Annotated in this window: 12 protein-coding genes; 4 read left to right on the top strand and 8 right to left on the bottom strand. The window is 64.1% G+C overall.

Annotation, left to right across the window (positions count from 1 at the left end; all coding sequences use genetic code 11):
• Positions 1 to 539: 539 nt before the first annotated feature.
• Entirely contained in the window at positions 540 to 1,196 is a 657-nt protein-coding gene (gene pdeM / locus GQA94_RS10375) for a ligase-associated DNA damage response endonuclease PdeM (protein WP_158187946.1), read from the top strand.
• Between the two features lie 6 nt (positions 1,197 to 1,202).
• Here pdeM and GQA94_RS10370 read toward each other — a convergent pair whose 3' ends face one another.
• Entirely contained in the window at positions 1,203 to 1,436 is a 234-nt protein-coding gene (locus GQA94_RS10370) for a hypothetical protein (protein WP_158187945.1), read from the bottom strand.
• Positions 1,437 to 1,619: 183 nt separating this feature from the next.
• Between GQA94_RS10370 and GQA94_RS10365 the strand changes: the two genes are divergently transcribed.
• Positions 1,620 to 2,951, top strand: coding sequence for an erythromycin esterase family protein (locus GQA94_RS10365; protein WP_158187944.1), 1,332 nt, complete (start codon positions 1,620 to 1,622; stop codon positions 2,949 to 2,951).
• Between the two features lie 3 nt (positions 2,952 to 2,954).
• Positions 2,955 to 3,650: a phosphoribosyltransferase gene (locus tag GQA94_RS10360; protein ID WP_158187943.1), complete on the top strand. Its 696-nt coding sequence runs from the start codon at positions 2,955 to 2,957 to the stop codon at positions 3,648 to 3,650.
• 2 nt (positions 3,651 to 3,652) lie between these two features.
• Here the strand turns inward: GQA94_RS10360 and GQA94_RS23255 are convergent, their stop codons facing one another.
• The 6 genes from GQA94_RS23255 to cysM form a co-directional block, all read right to left on the bottom strand.
• A complete protein-coding gene (locus GQA94_RS23255) occupies positions 3,653 to 3,814 on the bottom strand; it encodes a hypothetical protein (protein ID WP_199270126.1) in 162 nt (53 codons plus the stop codon).
• Between the two features lie 103 nt (positions 3,815 to 3,917).
• On the bottom strand, positions 3,918 to 4,457 hold the full coding sequence (locus GQA94_RS10355; protein ID WP_158187942.1) for a DUF2058 domain-containing protein: 540 nt from the start codon (positions 4,455 to 4,457) through the stop codon (positions 3,918 to 3,920).
• Positions 4,458 to 4,575: 118 nt separating this feature from the next.
• Positions 4,576 to 5,406: a nucleoside triphosphate pyrophosphohydrolase gene (mazG, locus tag GQA94_RS10350; RefSeq protein ID WP_158187941.1), complete on the bottom strand. Its 831-nt coding sequence runs from the start codon at positions 5,404 to 5,406 to the stop codon at positions 4,576 to 4,578.
• A 164-nt stretch (positions 5,407 to 5,570) separates the two neighbouring features.
• Positions 5,571 to 7,817 carry a GTP diphosphokinase gene (gene relA, locus GQA94_RS10345; protein WP_158187940.1) on the bottom strand — a complete coding sequence of 749 codons (2,247 nt, stop codon included), beginning with the start codon at positions 7,815 to 7,817 and terminating at the stop codon, positions 5,571 to 5,573.
• 101 nt (positions 7,818 to 7,918) lie between these two features.
• Positions 7,919 to 9,274: a 23S rRNA (uracil(1939)-C(5))-methyltransferase RlmD gene (rlmD, locus tag GQA94_RS10340; RefSeq protein ID WP_158187939.1), complete on the bottom strand. Its 1,356-nt coding sequence runs from the start codon at positions 9,272 to 9,274 to the stop codon at positions 7,919 to 7,921.
• Between the two features lie 33 nt (positions 9,275 to 9,307).
• On the bottom strand, positions 9,308 to 10,210 hold the full coding sequence (gene cysM / locus GQA94_RS10335; RefSeq protein ID WP_158187938.1) for a cysteine synthase CysM: 903 nt from the start codon (positions 10,208 to 10,210) through the stop codon (positions 9,308 to 9,310).
• Between the two features lie 227 nt (positions 10,211 to 10,437).
• On the opposite strand from cysM, the gene ggt reads away from it, so the two are divergent.
• Positions 10,438 to 12,228, top strand: a complete 1,791-nt coding sequence (gene ggt / locus GQA94_RS10330) for a gamma-glutamyltransferase (protein WP_158187937.1) — start codon at positions 10,438 to 10,440, stop codon at positions 12,226 to 12,228.
• A 176-nt stretch (positions 12,229 to 12,404) separates the two neighbouring features.
• Here ggt and GQA94_RS10325 read toward each other — a convergent pair whose 3' ends face one another.
• Positions 12,405 to 15,158 (bottom strand): response regulator, encoded by a 2,754-nt coding sequence (locus GQA94_RS10325; RefSeq protein ID WP_199270125.1) that lies wholly within the window; start codon positions 15,156 to 15,158, stop codon positions 12,405 to 12,407.
• Positions 15,159 to 15,224 lie beyond the last annotated feature (66 nt).

The following is a 15,224-nucleotide window of genomic DNA, read 5'->3' as shown; positions in this document are numbered from 1 at the left end:
CAAAAAGCCTGTTCGTACTTCCCCCACAGCCATGCACCTGAACCCTGCCTGTGGGAGGCGCGCCCTCGCGGCGAATTCGGCGCCGCGGCCACCTCAACAGCAAACGCTTCGCCCCGGGGGCGGGCCTCCTACAAAGAGCGTGTTCGTACCTCACCCACAGCCATGCACCTCAACCCTGCCTGTGGGAGGCGCGCCCTCGCGGCGAACGCGGTCCCGCGACCACCTCAACAGCAACAGCTTCGCCCCGGGGCGGGCCTCCCACAAAGAGCGTGTTCGTACCTCACCCACAGCGATGCGCCTGCACCCTGCCTGTGGGAGGCGCGCCCTCGCGGCGAACCCAGCCCCGTGGCCACCTCAACAGCAAGAGCTTCGCCCCGGGGGCGGGCCTCCCACAAAGAGCGTGTTCGTACCTCACCCACAGCCATGCACCTGAACCCTGCCTGTGGGAGGCGCGCCCTCGCGGCGAACGCGGCCCCGCTGCACATCAACAGCAAACGCTCTCATGGGAACAGGCGCAAGCCCGCGATAAACTCCCTCGCATGACGCCACATCTACCCATCGAACTGGAACAGACCGAGCTCTGGCTGCTTGCCGACAAGGCCATCTACTGGCCTGAACAGCAGGCGCTGTTGATCGCCGACATCCATTTCGGCAAGGCGGCCGCGTATCGCCGTCTTGGCCAGCCGGTGCCGCGCGGCACCACCCAGGCGAACCTGCAGCGGCTGGATGCGTTGCTGGCGCGTTATCGTTGTCGCCAGTTGATAGTGCTTGGCGACTTCCTGCATGCACCCGAATCCCAGACGGCGGCCGTCCTGGCGCAACTCCATCTGTGGCGCGCCGCACGGCCTGGGCTCGAAATCACCCTGATCCGCGGCAACCATGACCGACGCGCCGGCGACCCGCCCACGACCCTCGATATCCTGGTGAGCCCCGAACCGCTGCTGCTTGGCCCTTTCGCCCTGCAACACGAGCCCGACCCGCACCCCACCCATCATGTGCTGGCCGGACATCTGCACCCGGCGTTCCGTCTTAGCGGGCGCGGGCGGCAGAGCCTGCGCCTGCCCTGCTTCTGCATCGGCGAACGCGTGACCCTGCTGCCAGCCTTCGGTGGATTCACCGGCATGATGGAAGTGGACGCCAACGCGAGTCGGCGTCTGTACGTGGTTGGGGATGGCAGCGTGTGGCGGGTGGCTTGATGACAATCAGGCCTGCGATATGCCGGTTACGGTGATACCAAAGCGCTCGGCCAGGCGGGTGGCCGGCGTTTCCTCGATATCCGGGTCATGCTCGTATGCGTCCTCCTCGCCGGCGTAGTCCTGTTCGGCCTTGCGGGTGACCAGCGCAACCGCTTCGTCTATATCCGGCTGGTGATCGGATTCGGTCCTGAGGATGGAGGTATTGCCGTCTTTACTGTACGCGATGATCCAAGTCGTCATGGATGCCCCCTTTTTCTAGCGCCTTCGGCAAATTCGTTCACCGATATCGGCGTCGCTTTGTTTAGAGACTAGCCCGTCGTATTCAGTTCTGCCGCTTATGCTTGATCGGACGACCTGCCGAACGGTCTGAACAGGGCCTCGGCGCATCGGTCATCGGTAGACAAACAGCGCGGAGACAAGGCCATGAGCCGATCACGCCCAGGACCTGCCGAGATGACCGAGGACCAGTTGGTCGACCGGCTACGCCGCCATGCAACGCCGCTGCCGGCCATCGACGACCCCGCCTTTGCGGCCCATTTCGATCCATTCGCCGACGCCCGTGTGGTACTGATCGGCGAGGCCAGCCACGGCACCTCCGAGTTCTACCGTGCCCGGGCGGCCATTACCCGTCGGCTGGTGGAGCATCACGGTTTCACTATCATCGCCGCCGAAGCGGACTGGCCGGACGCAGCGAGAATCGACCGTTACGTACGTCACCAGCAGCCGCCGAGCTGGGTCGAGGAAGGCTTCAAGCGCTTCCCGACCTGGATGTGGCGCAATCAGGAAGTCGCCGATTTCGCAGGCTGGCTGCGCCACCACAACGAAACCCTGGCGCCTGAGCGACGGGTCGAATTTCGCGGCCTTGACGTCTATAGCCTCGGCTCGTCGATTCAGGAGGTACTGAGTTACCTCGATGGCGTCGACCCTCAGGCGGCCAGCGCTGCGCGACGCCGCTATGGCTGCCTCAGCCCCTGGCACGAGGAGCCGGCCATCTATGGACACAAGGTGATGCTCGGGGAGCCATCGTGTGAAGACGCTGTCGTCGAGCAGTTGCGCGCATTGCTCGATCAGCGGTTGGAGTACCTCGAACAAGACGGCGCACGTTTCTTCGACGCCGAGCGCAACGCCCGTGTGGTGCTGGCGGCGGAGCAGTATTACCGGGCCATGTATCAGGGCTCGGCCGAGTCCTGGAACCTGCGCGACCGGCATATGTTCGATACCCTGCGCGCGCTGCTGGATCACCGTGGCGACGGCGCCCGGGCCGTGGTCTGGGCGCACAATTCTCACATCGGCAACGCCGCATCGACGTCCATGGGCTGGGGCGGCGAATTCAACATCGGCGAGCTGTGCCGTACCGCCTTCGGACGCGACGCGGTGCTGATCGGCATGGCCACTGACCGAGGCGAAGTGGCAGCGGCGGACAATTGGGACGAGCCGATGCAGATCAAGCAGGTCCGCCCGTCTCGCCCGGATAGCTGGGAGCACCTGTTCCTGCGCACCGGAATCGCGGCGTCACTGACCCATTGGCGCGACGATGCCTCCTTACGTCAGGCGCTGGCCAGACCGCGTCTCGAACGGGCCATCGGCGTCATCTACCGCCCGGCCACCGAGCGGCAAAGTCATTATTTCCAGGCCATACTCTCGGAACAGTTCGACGCCCTGATCTGGCTGGAACAGACCTGCGCCGTGACCCCGATCGGGCCGCAGCAGATCGACGCCGAGATCATTCCGGATACCTACCCATTCGGAGAGTGAGCCATGCGCGCGTTCATGTCTGAACCTCATCTGTTTCGCGACCGCAGCCACGCCGGCCAGGAGCTGGCCGAGGCACTGCAACATCTGGCCGAGTTGAAACCGCTGGTGCTCGCCTTACCCAGAGGCGGCGTGCCCGTTGCCTTCGAAGTGGCGCGCAGCCTCAAGGCGCCGCTCGATCTCGTGCTGGTGCGCAAGATCGGTGCGCCCGGCAACGAGGAGCTCGCGCTCGGCGCGGTGGTCGACGGCGCCGAGCCGAAGTGGGTGATCAATCAGGAGCTGTTCAACCAAGTCGCGCCACCGCCCCACTGGTTCGAGAGCGAGATGCAGCGCCAGCTCGACGAACTGGAACGCCGCCGCCAACGCTATTGTGGTGACCGACCCGCCCCGGTAATCCGGGATCGCTGCGTGATCGTGATCGATGACGGCGTTGCCACTGGCGCAACCGTGCGAGCCGCGCTCAAGGGCATGAAACAATCCAGTCCCCGCCGGATCGTGCTCGCCGTGCCGGTCGGGCCGCGCGAGGAAATCGAAATGCTGCGAACCGAGTTCGATGAACTGGTGTGCCTAGCGATGCCCGAGCCATTTATCGGCGTCGGGCGCCACTACGGCGATTTCGAACAGACGAACGATGAGCAGGTCATTGACCTGCTCGCGCGTGCTCAGGCCTTCGTCGCGCCGGCGCCCGCGCCGCGCGCGTGAAGTCAGGCCACCGGTGCTGGCGGCGGCTGGTCCGGAATGGTTGGCTCGCCTGGCTCGCTAGGCAAATCCGGTACGCCGGGTTCTTCCGGATCGCCCGGCACGCCATTGGCATGCAGGTCGTATTGGTCCAGGCCGCTCGCCTCAAGGATGGATTCATTTCCCATGTCGTTGCCCTCCACGGCATTGGCCGGCAATCCCGGCGGGTCTATAGCTGTAGAGGGCGCGCGACCGGGATTGATCCGTCCATCTGTCGGGCATGCGCCGGCGTTACCACATCAGGTCATCAGGAATCTGGTAGGCGGCGTATGGATCGTCCGCATCGGGCGCTTCGGACTGGGTGTTGAGCTGAACGATGCGGCGCGGATCGCGCTCCTGGATTTTCAGCGCAGCCTCACGCGGGATCACTTCATAACCGCCGCCATGCCGGACGATGGCCAGCGAGCCACTGGACAGCTTGTCGCGCATCAGTTTGTTCACCGACAGGCGCTTGACCTTCTTGTCATCGACGAAGTTGTAATAGTCCTCGGTGGTCAGCTTGGGCAGGCGGCTGGTCTCGATCAGTTGTTTGATCTGGGCAGTACGCGCCTTCTGCTCGGCCTTTTCCTGCTGCTGGCGGTTCAATTCCTGGTCACGGGCCAGTTTCTCGGCCTGGGCCTTGAGCGCCGCTTCACGCTGAGAATCATCCTTTTCAGCCTGGCCTTTCTTTACCAGGCGTTGCTGTTTCTGCTGCTGCTTACCGGCCTGCTTGGCCTGCTTCTCATTGACCAGTCCGGCTTTGAGCAGCTGATCGCGAAGGGAAAGACTCATGTGTCGGCTCGTCTCGTCGTGAATTCAAAATAGACGTAGGCCGGCTCGCATCGCGATCCGGCCGGCAGATTGTGGCGGATGCGGGTCACGACATCCACCCGCGAAATGAGCGCGACCGTCACCCGCAGGACGCCGTTCGCTCGGCTTTCTTGGCTTCGCCCCAAAGGGCATCGAGTTCATCAAGATCGCAATTCTCGATGGGACGCCCCCGTTCCCGCAAGGCGCGTTCGATGAAACGGAAGCGGCGCTCGAACTTGCGGTTGGCGGCGCGCAAGGCGTTTTCCGGATCGACCTTCAGGTGCCGCGCCAGATTCACCGTGACGAACAGCAGATCGCCGATCTCTTCGGCGACGGCCTCCGAATCGTTTTCGCTCATCGCTTCGAGCACTTCATCGAGTTCCTCGCGCACCTTGTCCACCACCGGCAATGCGTCCGGCCAATCGAAACCGACCTGGGCGGTGCGTTTCTGCAACTTGGCGGCACGGCTCAAGGCGGGCAGCGCGCTGGGTACGTCGTCGAGTAGCGACAGTTGCTCCGGCGCGGCAGCCTTCTCTGCACGTTCCTCGGCCTTGATTGCTTCCCAGCGCTGCTTGATGGCCGCCTCGTCGAGGCGTGGCAGCTCGGGCGAGCCGTACAGATCGCCATCGGGAAAGACATGGGGATGGCGGCGCAGCAGCTTTCGGGTGATCCCATCGACCACCGTGGCGAACTCGAAACGCCCCTCCTCCTGCGCCAACTGGCTGTAATAAACGACCTGAAACAGCAAATCACCCAGTTCGCCAGGCAAGTGATCGAAGTCGCCGCTTTCGATGGCGTCCGCCACTTCGTATGCCTCTTCGAGCGTGTGCGGCACGATGCTCGCGTAGTCCTGCTGCAAATCCCACGGACAGCCGTGCCGTGGGTCACGCAAGCGGGCCATCAAATGCAGCAGGTCGTTGAGTTGGTACATGAATGCCTCGGTGAACGCTTGGAGATCGAAGTTGGGGTCGGGTGAAACCTGACCGTAGCGAGCGAAGGCCAGACAAGGCGAAAGCCTGCGGAAAAGCAAAGCTGGCGTTTGCCAACGAACGTTTTTCGGCAGGCTTGCCATGCAGTATGGCCGAACGCAGTGGGTCAGGAGGTGCGCTGGCGCTTCGCTTCGATGATGTTGGGCAACTGCGAGATACGGCTGAGCAGTCGTCCCAGGGCATCCAGGCCTGGAATCTCGATGGTCAGGGTCATCTGCGCCGTGCTGTCTTCCTTGTTCGAGCGGGTGTTGACGGCCAGCACGTTGATGCGCTCGTTGAGCAGGATTTGCGAAACGTCACGCAGCAGGCCGGAGCGATCGTAGGCACGGATGATGATGTCCACCGGGTAGGTTTTCTCCGGGATCGGCCCCCAGCTGACTTGGATGATCCGCTCCGGCTCGCGCCCGGCCAGTTGCAACACCGAGGCGCAATCCTGGCGGTGGATGCTGACGCCACGTCCCAGCGTGATGTAGCCGACGATCGGATCGCCCGGCAGCGGCTGGCAGCAACCGGCCATTTGCGTGAGCAGATTGCCGACGCCCTGGATCTGCACATCGCCCCGCTTGCCCGGCCGGGTACTGGCGGGACGACGCGGGATCAATTCGAGCTGATCGGCGGCGTGGCTGTCGGGTTCCACCAACTGCTGTGCATGATTGACCAGTTGGGACAGCCGCAGATCGCCCGCCCCGAGTGCGGCGAACATGTCCTCGGCAGTCTTCAGGTTGGCCTTTTCGGCGAGCTTGTCGAAGTCCACCGGGGGCAGATCGAGGCGTCCCAGCTCACGCTCGAGCAACGCCTTGCCGGCTGCCACGTTCTGATCACGGGCTTGCAGCTTGAACCAATGGACGATCTTTGCCCGCGAGCGCGAAGTGGTGATGTAGCCCAGGTTGGGGTTCAGCCAGTCGCGACTCGGCGAGCCGTGCTTGCTGGTGATGATCTCGACCTGTTCGCCGGTCTGCAGGCTGTAATTGAGCGGTACGATGCGCCCGTTGATCTTGGCGCCCCGGCAGTTGTGGCCGATTTCGGTGTGCACGCGATAGGCGAAGTCCAGCGGCGTGGCGCCCTTGGGCAGGTCGATGGCGTGGCCGTCCGGGGTGAACACGTAGACACGGTCAGGCTCGATATCCACGCGCAACTGATCGGCCAGGCCACCGATATCGCCGAGTTCCTCGTGCCATTCGAGCACCTGACGCAGCCAGGCGATCTTCTCTTCGTAATGGCTGGAGCTGGAGTTGACGTCCGTGCCCTTGTATCGCCAGTGGGCGCAGACGCCCAGCTCGGCTTCCTCATGCATGGCCTGAGTACGAATCTGCACTTCCAGCACCTTGCCTTCCGGACCGAGCACGGCGGTATGCAGCGAACGGTAGCCATTTTCCTTGGGGTTGGCGATGTAGTCGTCGAACTCCTTGGGAATGTGGCGCCAGAGCGTATGCACGATGCCCAGCGCCGTATAGCAGTCACGCACTTCGGGCACCAGGACACGGACGGCGCGAACGTCGTAGATCTGGCTGAACTGCAGGCCCTTTTTCTGCATCTTTCGCCAGATCGAGTAGATGTGCTTTGCGCGGCCATCGATCTCGGGATGGATGCCGGTTGCGGTCAGTTCGTCCCTGAGCTGCTGAACCACGCTCTGAATGTACTGTTCGCGGTCCAGGCGACGCTCGTGCAGCAATTGGGCAATCTGCTTGTACTGCTCGGGCTCCAGGTAGCGGAAGGACAGGTCCTCCAGCTCCCACTTGATATGGCCGATACCCAGGCGATGGGCCAGCGGTGCGTAGATATCGAAGACTTCGCGGGCAACGCGATGGCGTTTGTCGTCGTCGGCGTTCTTCACCGCGCGGATGGCGCAGGTGCGCTCGGCCAGCTTGATCAACGCGACACGGACGTCGTCGACCATGGCCACCAGCATCTTGCGCAGGTTCTCGACCTGCGTCTGGGTACCCAGCACCAGCGACTCGCGCGGGTTGAGACTGGCACTGATGGCGGCCATGCGCAGCACGCCTTCGATCAGCTTGGCCACCACCGGGCCGAACTGCTTGTGAACGTCGGCCAGTTGGACCTGGCCTTCACGAACACCCCGATAGATCACCGCCGCGACCAGGCTGTCTTGGTCGAGTTTGAGATCGGCGAGTATCTCGGCAATCTCGAGCCCGGTCTGGTAGCTGGAGGTGCCTTCGCTCCACAGATTCTGTGCCGCGTTGGCCTGTTGCTCGGCCGAGCGAGCGAACTCGCAGGCCTGCTTGAGTGCGTCGCGGTCGAGTGCCGGGTCCATCCCCAGCACGTGATCGAGCCAGCCTTCGAGGTTGATGCTGCCGTCAGTGTTGATCGGCTGAAGCGCTCTGACCTGGACCATCTATCTACCTTCCCTCTACGCATCATCTGCGTCGAATACGCCGACTTTCTGGGAGTCGGTCGGTTGAACCACAGGCCGTCTGCCTGTCAAAAATTCCGTCGCTACGCCTGTCGCTCAAAGAGCGCCATGGCTTCGACGTGCGCGGTTTGCGGGAACATGTCCAGCACGCCGGCACGCTCGAGCCGATAGCCCTGACGTGCCAGCTGCGCAGCGTCGCGCGCCAGTGTCGCAGGGTTGCATGAAACATAGACCACGCGCGTTGCGCCTAAAGTCGCTATTTGCCGCACCATTTCCAGCGCACCGTCACGCGGTGGGTCGAGCAGCACAGCCGCGAATCCGCCCTTGGCCCACTGCGCCTCGGCAAGCGGCTTCGACAGGTCCGCCTGATAAAAGTGCGCATTCACCAGACCGTTGTGCGCGGCATTGGTGCGGGCGCGCTCCGTCATCTCGCTGCCGCCCTCGACGGCCACCACCTCTGCCCCCGAACGTGCCAACGGCAACGAGAAATTGCCGAGCCCACAGAACAGGTCCAGCACCCGCTCGCCCGTTTGCAGTGCGAGCCATTGCAACGCCTGCGCCACCATCGCCTCGTTCACCGGGGCGTTGACCTGGACAAAATCGCCCGGCCGCCAGGCCAGTTCCAGGTCCCAAGCCGGCATTCGATAGCCCAGCCGGTAAGCCGGGTCCAAGGGTTGCGGAACACCGTCGCCCTGCAGCCAGAGCTGGACGCCCTGCGCCTGCGCAAAGCTCGACAGCCGCTGCAGATCAGCCTCGGCAAGCGCGACCGTGTGGCGTACCAGCACGGCTTCGGCGGTCCCACTGAACAACTCCAGGTGCCCGATCGCCTGCGGCTTGTCCAATGCATGCAAAACGGCCAGCAACGCCGGCAACAGCGTCTGCAAGGGTTGTACCAGCACGTGACATTCACGGATGGACACGATGTCCTGGCTGGCGCTGGCGCGGAATCCCACCTCCAATCGCCGTACCTTGGCATCCCAGCGAACGGCCAGCCTGGCGCGGCGGCGGTAGCCGAACTCGGGCCCGCTCAACGGCGGCGCCCAGGCCTGCGGTGCGATGCCCGCCAGCCGCGACAACTGTTCGGCAAGGCTGCGCTGTTTCAGCTCGAGCTGATCGGCCGCCGGTAGATGCTGGAGGGTACAGCCGCCGCACACCCGAGCATGCGGGCAGGGCTCTGGACGGCGCTGCCCACTGGCCGCTAGCACCCGTTCGCTGCGGGCCTCGACGACCTGACTGCGCGCTCCCGTGACGCGCGCCTCGACCTCTTCGCCGGGCAGGGCGCCCTCGACGAACCAGGTGCGCCCGTCGACGAAACCGATGCCTCGGCCATCGTTGGCCAGGCGCTCGATACCCAGCCGTTGCTTCTTGCCCGTCGGGACCTGCGGCTTCTTTTCGCCACCGCCAGGCTGGAAGCGCAAGCCCCCGTTGCGCCTGGCCATCAGCGAGTGCCGCCCTGGTGAGCAGATGCCGCGTCAGTTCGGCTGATCATAGACACCCGTCGACAGGTAACGGTCGCCGCGATCGCAGATGATCGCGACGATCACCGCGTTTTCGACTTCCTGGGACAGCCGCAGCGCAGCCGCGACCGCGCCTCCGGACGATACGCCGCAGAAGATGCCTTCCTCGCGCGCCAGACGGCGCATGACGTGTTCCGCCTCGGCCTGGGCCATGTCGACGATCCGGTCGACACGCTCGGCCTGATAAATCTTCGGCAGGTACTCTTGCGGCCAGCGACGAATTCCCGGAATCGAAGCCCCTTCCATCGGCTGCAGCCCGATAATCTGGATTGCCGGGTTTTGTTCTTTCAGGTAGCGCGACACCCCCATGATGGTCCCAGTGGTGCCCATGGAGCTGACGAAATGGGTGATGCCGCCAGCGGTCTGCTGCCACAACTCGGGACCCGTACTGCTGTAGTGGGCTTCGGGGTTGTCGCCATTGGCGAACTGGTCGAGCACCTTCCCACGGCCCTCGGCCGCCAGCTTCACGGCCAGGTCGCGGGCGCCTTCCATGCCTTCGTCCTTGCTCACCAGAATCAGCTCTGCGCCATAGGCGGTCATCGCCGCCTTGCGCTCGGCGCTGGAGTTGTCCGGCATGATCAGGATGAACTTGTATCCCTTGATCGCCGCAGCCATGGCCAGGGCGATGCCGGTATTGCCGGACGTAGCCTCGATCAGGGTATCGCCGGGCCTGATGTCGCCACGCGCTTCAGCGCGAGCGATCATCGACAGCGCGGGGCGGTCCTTCACCGAACCTGCCGGATTGTTGCCTTCGAGCTTGACCAGAAGGGTATTGCTGGTCTCGCCCGGCAGGCGTTGCAGGCGAACCAGAGGCGTGTTGCCGACGCAATCGGCGATGGTCGGATACTGAATTGTCATGGCGTCGATGAACCGAGCGGCACTTGAGAGGCGCACATGATACCGGCAACGACCGGGCACGGGCAGACCGCTTGGCCCTGATCGCCGCTGGTCTGCAACCGAATCTGTCAGGGCCGGTATCGATGGTCGTCTCGAAGCAAACGTAACGACCACGCTTGGCAGATAGCGGTCAGTGGTCTAGGTGTATAAACAGAACATCGACCGTCTTCCATAAGGAACCGCCCTCCATGCCCGTCGGACCTGTCGCACTGGTCTTCACGTTTCTCTTCGCCAGCCTGACCGCCTGCAGCACCCCCGATTCCTCCCGCCAGGCACCACCGGCACCGGAAGCCGCCACCGGCTACACCGCCAAGCCCGGCTGGGCCACCGAGCGCTTCGCCGTTGCCGCCGCCAACCCGCTGGCCACCGAGGCGGGTTATCAGATCCTCAGAGCCGGCGGCAGTGCGATGGATGCGGCGGTCGCCGTCCAGATGGTACTGACCCTGGTCGAGCCGCAGTCCAGCGGCATTGGCGGCGGCGCCTTCCTGCTGCATTGGGACGGCGCCCAAGTCACCGCGCTGGACGGCCGCGAGACCGCCCCGGCAGCGGTCGACGAAACGCTGTTCCTCAAGCCCGACGGCGAGCCCATGGATTTCCAGCAGGCCGTCGTCGGTGGGCGTTCGGTTGGCGTGCCCGGCACCGTTAAAATGCTCGAGCAAGCCCACCGGCAGTACGGCACATTGCCCTGGAGGGACTTGCTGCTGCCGGCCATTCGGCTCGCCGAGGATGGCTTTGAAATCAGTCCGCGATTGCACGGCTTGCTTGCAAGCGACCCGTCGCTTCGCGATAACCCGCCCGCGGCGGCGTTCTATTACCGCCCGGATGGCACGCCCTGGCCAGTCGGGCACCGCTTGCGTAACCCCGCCCTTGCACAACTGCTGCGCAACATCGCCGAGAACGGCAGCGAGGCCTTCTACCGGGGCGCCAATGCGCAGGCGCTGGTCAGGCAGGTGAACGAGCATCACAACCCTGGCACGCTTTCGCTGAGCGACCTGGAAGTCTATGCGCCGCGTCAGCGCGACCCGCTGTGCAACCTGTGGCAGCAACGCTATCAGGTCTGCGGGTTCCCGCCGCCCTCTTCCGGTCACATCACCCAGATGCAGATCCTGGGGATTCTGGAACAGCTGTCGCCGCTGCCCGCGCTGGATCAGGGTTTGCCGTCGGCGGACTTCCTGCACCACTACACCGAGGCCGCACGCCTGGCCTATGCCGATCGCGCGAAATACCTGGCCGACCCCGATTTCGTACCGGTCCCGGGGCGGACCTGGAATAGCATGCTCGCGCCCGAATACCTCAAGCAGCGCGCCGCGCTGATCGGTACCCGCAGCATGGGCACTGCCGAACCCGGCGAACCGGGGCCGCTGCCGGTCGCCTTCGCTTCCCAGCCCGCGCAACCGGAATACGGCACCAGCCACATCAGCATCGTCGATGACCAGGGCAACGCACTGGCGATGACCACCACCATCGAACAGGCTTTCGGCGCGCGCCTGCTCAACGATGGCGGCACCGGCCTGCCCGGCGGCTATCTATTGAACAATGAACTCACCGACTTTGCCTTCGAGCCGCGCGATGATCAGGGCCGGCCGGTTGCCAACCGGGTGGAACCGAACAAGCGTCCTCGCTCGAGCATGAGCCCGACGCTGGTGTTCAATGCCGCGGGCGATCAATTGCTCGCCAGTGTCGGTTCGCCCGGCGGTGCGGCGATCATCCATTTCACGGCGAAGACGCTGCTGGGCATGTACGGCTGGGGGCTCGACGCCCAGCGCGCCATCGATCTGCCGAATTTCGGCAGCTTCAACGGCCCTACCGTGCTCGAAGCCGGCCGCTTTCCGGCCAGCACGGTGGAGGCGTTGAAAGCGCGGGGTCATCAGCTCAACGAGACAGAAATGACCAGCGGGCTGCAAGCCATCCAGCGCACCGACAGCGGTTGGTTCGGCGGTGCCGATCCCCGCCGCGAAGGCATCGTGATGGGCGACTGAATATTCGGGACTCCTACCGACCGCTTTCGCCAGGAGGCTGTTGGTGGGAGGCCCGCCCTCGGGGCGAAGCGCTGCTTTAGAGCGGACCGCAGGCCTGCATTCGCCGCGGGGCGCGCCTCCCACGGATCGGAGCGAACATTGCCCTTTCGCCGGGAGGCTTTTAGCAGGCGGTATGTTTAAACGACGCGTGCTTCGAATTCCAGGCGCTCAATGGCGCTGTCGAGTTCGTCCAGCGCCTGAACCGCTCCCGGATGGTTCTGTTTGAGAAGCGTCTCGCTGCGCTCGCAGGCAGCGCGCAACTGGGGCACGCCACAATAACGGGTGGCACCGTGCAGCCGGTGCACGCGGTCGATCAGTGCCTGCCGGTCGTTCGCCAGGCGCGCTTCGCGGATAACCTGCAGATCGCCTTCCAGCGAGGCCAGCAGCATGCTCAGCATGTCCGCAGCCAGATCGGCCTTGCCGGCCGCCAGGCGCAGCCCCTCCTCCGCGTCCAACACCTTGAGCTCGTCGTTCGGTGGCAGCACTTCGACGGGCGCGGCGCCGAAGCTGCGCGGCAGCGGCAGCCCTGTCCATTTCAATATCACCTGCGCCAGCTGTCGCTCACTGATCGGCTTGGTCAGGTAGTCGTCCAGGCCACTCTGCAGCAGGGTGCGCTTTTCGTTGGACAGCGCATGCGCGGTGAGCGCGATGATCGGCATCGGTGGCTGGCTGCTCTCCTGCTCCCAGCGGCGAATCGCCTCGGTGGTCTGGCGCCCATCCATGCCCGGCATCTGCACGTCCATGAACACCAGATCGAAGGATTTGCGCTTGGCCGCCTCGAGCGCTTCCGGACCGCTGCCCACCGCCTCGACCTCGCCGCCCATGTCGGTCAGCAGGGTTTCGAGCAGCAACAGATTGGCCGGGTTGTCATCGACGCACAGCACCCGGGGCGGGCGGGTGTCCGGCACTGCCAGGGTCTCGGCGAGTGCTTGCGGCGGGCGCAGCAAATCGAGAAGGACCCGCTGCAGCTTGCGGGTACAGGCCGGTTTGCTTTGCAACTGGGTGTGGGTATGGGATTCGGGTAGGGCTTCGTGGTACTGCGCCTGGTCGCTGGTCGGGCACAGCACGATGCACTTGCAACCCAGCGCGTCGAATGCCCACAGGCGCTGGCAGAGTTGCTGCGGTGCGATTTCCCGATGGCTCACGCCGAGCACGGCGATTTCGATCGGCGTATCACTCGATTGCGCGACGGCCACCGCGTCCTGCAACTGATCCAGGGTATCGAATTGCAACACGTCCAGGCCGCAGCTTTCCAGTTGGTGCTGCAGGGCCTGACGCGCCAGCGAGTGCGGCTCGAGCAAGCCGACCTTGCGCCCCAGCAGCGCTGCCCGGGGCAAATCCTCGATGTCGTCGCGGGCTTTGGGCAGGCTCAGGCTGAACCAGAATTCCGAACCCTCGTCGGGAATGCTGTCGACCCCGATTTCACCGCCCATCTGCTCGATCAGGCGCTTGGAGATCACCAGCCCGAGGCCGGTGCCGCCGGGCTGGCGCGACAGTGAGTTGTCCGCCTGGCGGAACGCCTGGAACAGCTCGCGCAAATCCTGATCGGTCAGGCCGATACCGGTGTCCTGCACGCTGATGCGCAGTTGGGCACGATCGGAGCGCTCATCCTCGACCATGGCCCGGACGACCACGGTGCCTTCATTGGTGAACTTGATGGCGTTGCTGACCAGATTGGTCAGCACCTGCTTGAGCCGCAACGGATCGCCGACCAACGACAGGGGCGTGTCGCGATAGACCAGGCTGACCAGTTCCAGGTGTTTGGAATGTGCCGCCGGGCCGAGGATGGTCAGGGTGTCTTCGATCAGATCGCGCAGGTTGAACGGAATGCTGTCGAGCGCCAACTTGCCGGCCTCGATCTTGGAGAAGTCGAGGATCTCGTTGATGATACCCAGCAGGCTGTCGGCGGATTTCTCGATGGTCGACAGGTAGTCCTGCTGACGCGGGGTCAGGTCGCTCTTTTGCAGCAAGTGCGTGAAACCGAGAATGCCGTTGAGCGGGGTGCGGATTTCATGGCTCATGTTGGCGAGGAATTCCGACTTGATCCGGCTGGCTTCAAGTGCCTCCTTGCGTGCCAGGTCCAACTCGATGTTCTGGATCTCGATGGTTTCGAGGTTCTGCTGAACATCCTCGGTCGCCTGGTCGATGCTTTGCTGGAGTTCTTCACGGGCGCTGAGCAGCGCCTCTGCCATGCGGTTGATGCCCGCCGCGACCTCATCCATCTCGTGACTGCCGAGCGATGGCAGACGGGTTTCCAGATAGCCGTCCTTGAGTTGCGCCACTGCCACCTTGACCTTGTGCAGCGGTTTGCTGATGGCCGTGCTCATGCGCAACGCCAGCAGCGCGGTGATGATCAGCCCGGCGCCAATCAGCAACAGACTGGTGAACAGGCTGCGATAACCACGCAACAAGGTGCCCTGGTGCGACAACTCCAGTTCCAGCCAGCCGATCTGGCGCAGATCGTCGTTCGGGTTGTCCGTGGCCAGATTCAAGTGTTTGCCGAGCACCGGCAAAAGGATGCGCGTGGTGTCGACACTGCTGACCTGAGTCAGCGCCTCGGGATCGGTCGGCGGCGATGGCGTGATCATATTCGGCCCCGCATGAGCCTGCACATTGCGCGCGGTGTCGACGAGGGTCACCGAACGCACGTCGGGCTGATCCAGCACCTGATTGAGGATCCGCTGCAAGCGCGCGCCATGCCCCTCGGCCATGGCCGGCGCAGCCAGCGGTGCCAGTTGCTCGGCGATCAACTTGCCGCGTTCGTCCAGCTGATGACGCATCTCAGAGAGCTGCATCCAGGTGAAATAGACGCCAAGCGCCACGGCCAGCACCGTGCTGGGCAGCAAAATGAGCACCAGCACGCGGCTCTTCAGTCCTAGGTCTTTCAGCACGGATCCATTCCCCTGGTTGCCAGGCCGCTAGTGTAGCGGCTCGCTGAGCGGGAAGCTGCCTACCAT

It is taken from the genome of Stutzerimonas stutzeri (genome assembly GCF_009789555.1).
Taxonomy (GTDB): domain Bacteria; phylum Pseudomonadota; class Gammaproteobacteria; order Pseudomonadales; family Pseudomonadaceae; genus Stutzerimonas; species Stutzerimonas stutzeri_R.
This window is presented reverse-complemented; position numbering and strand designations above follow the sequence as displayed.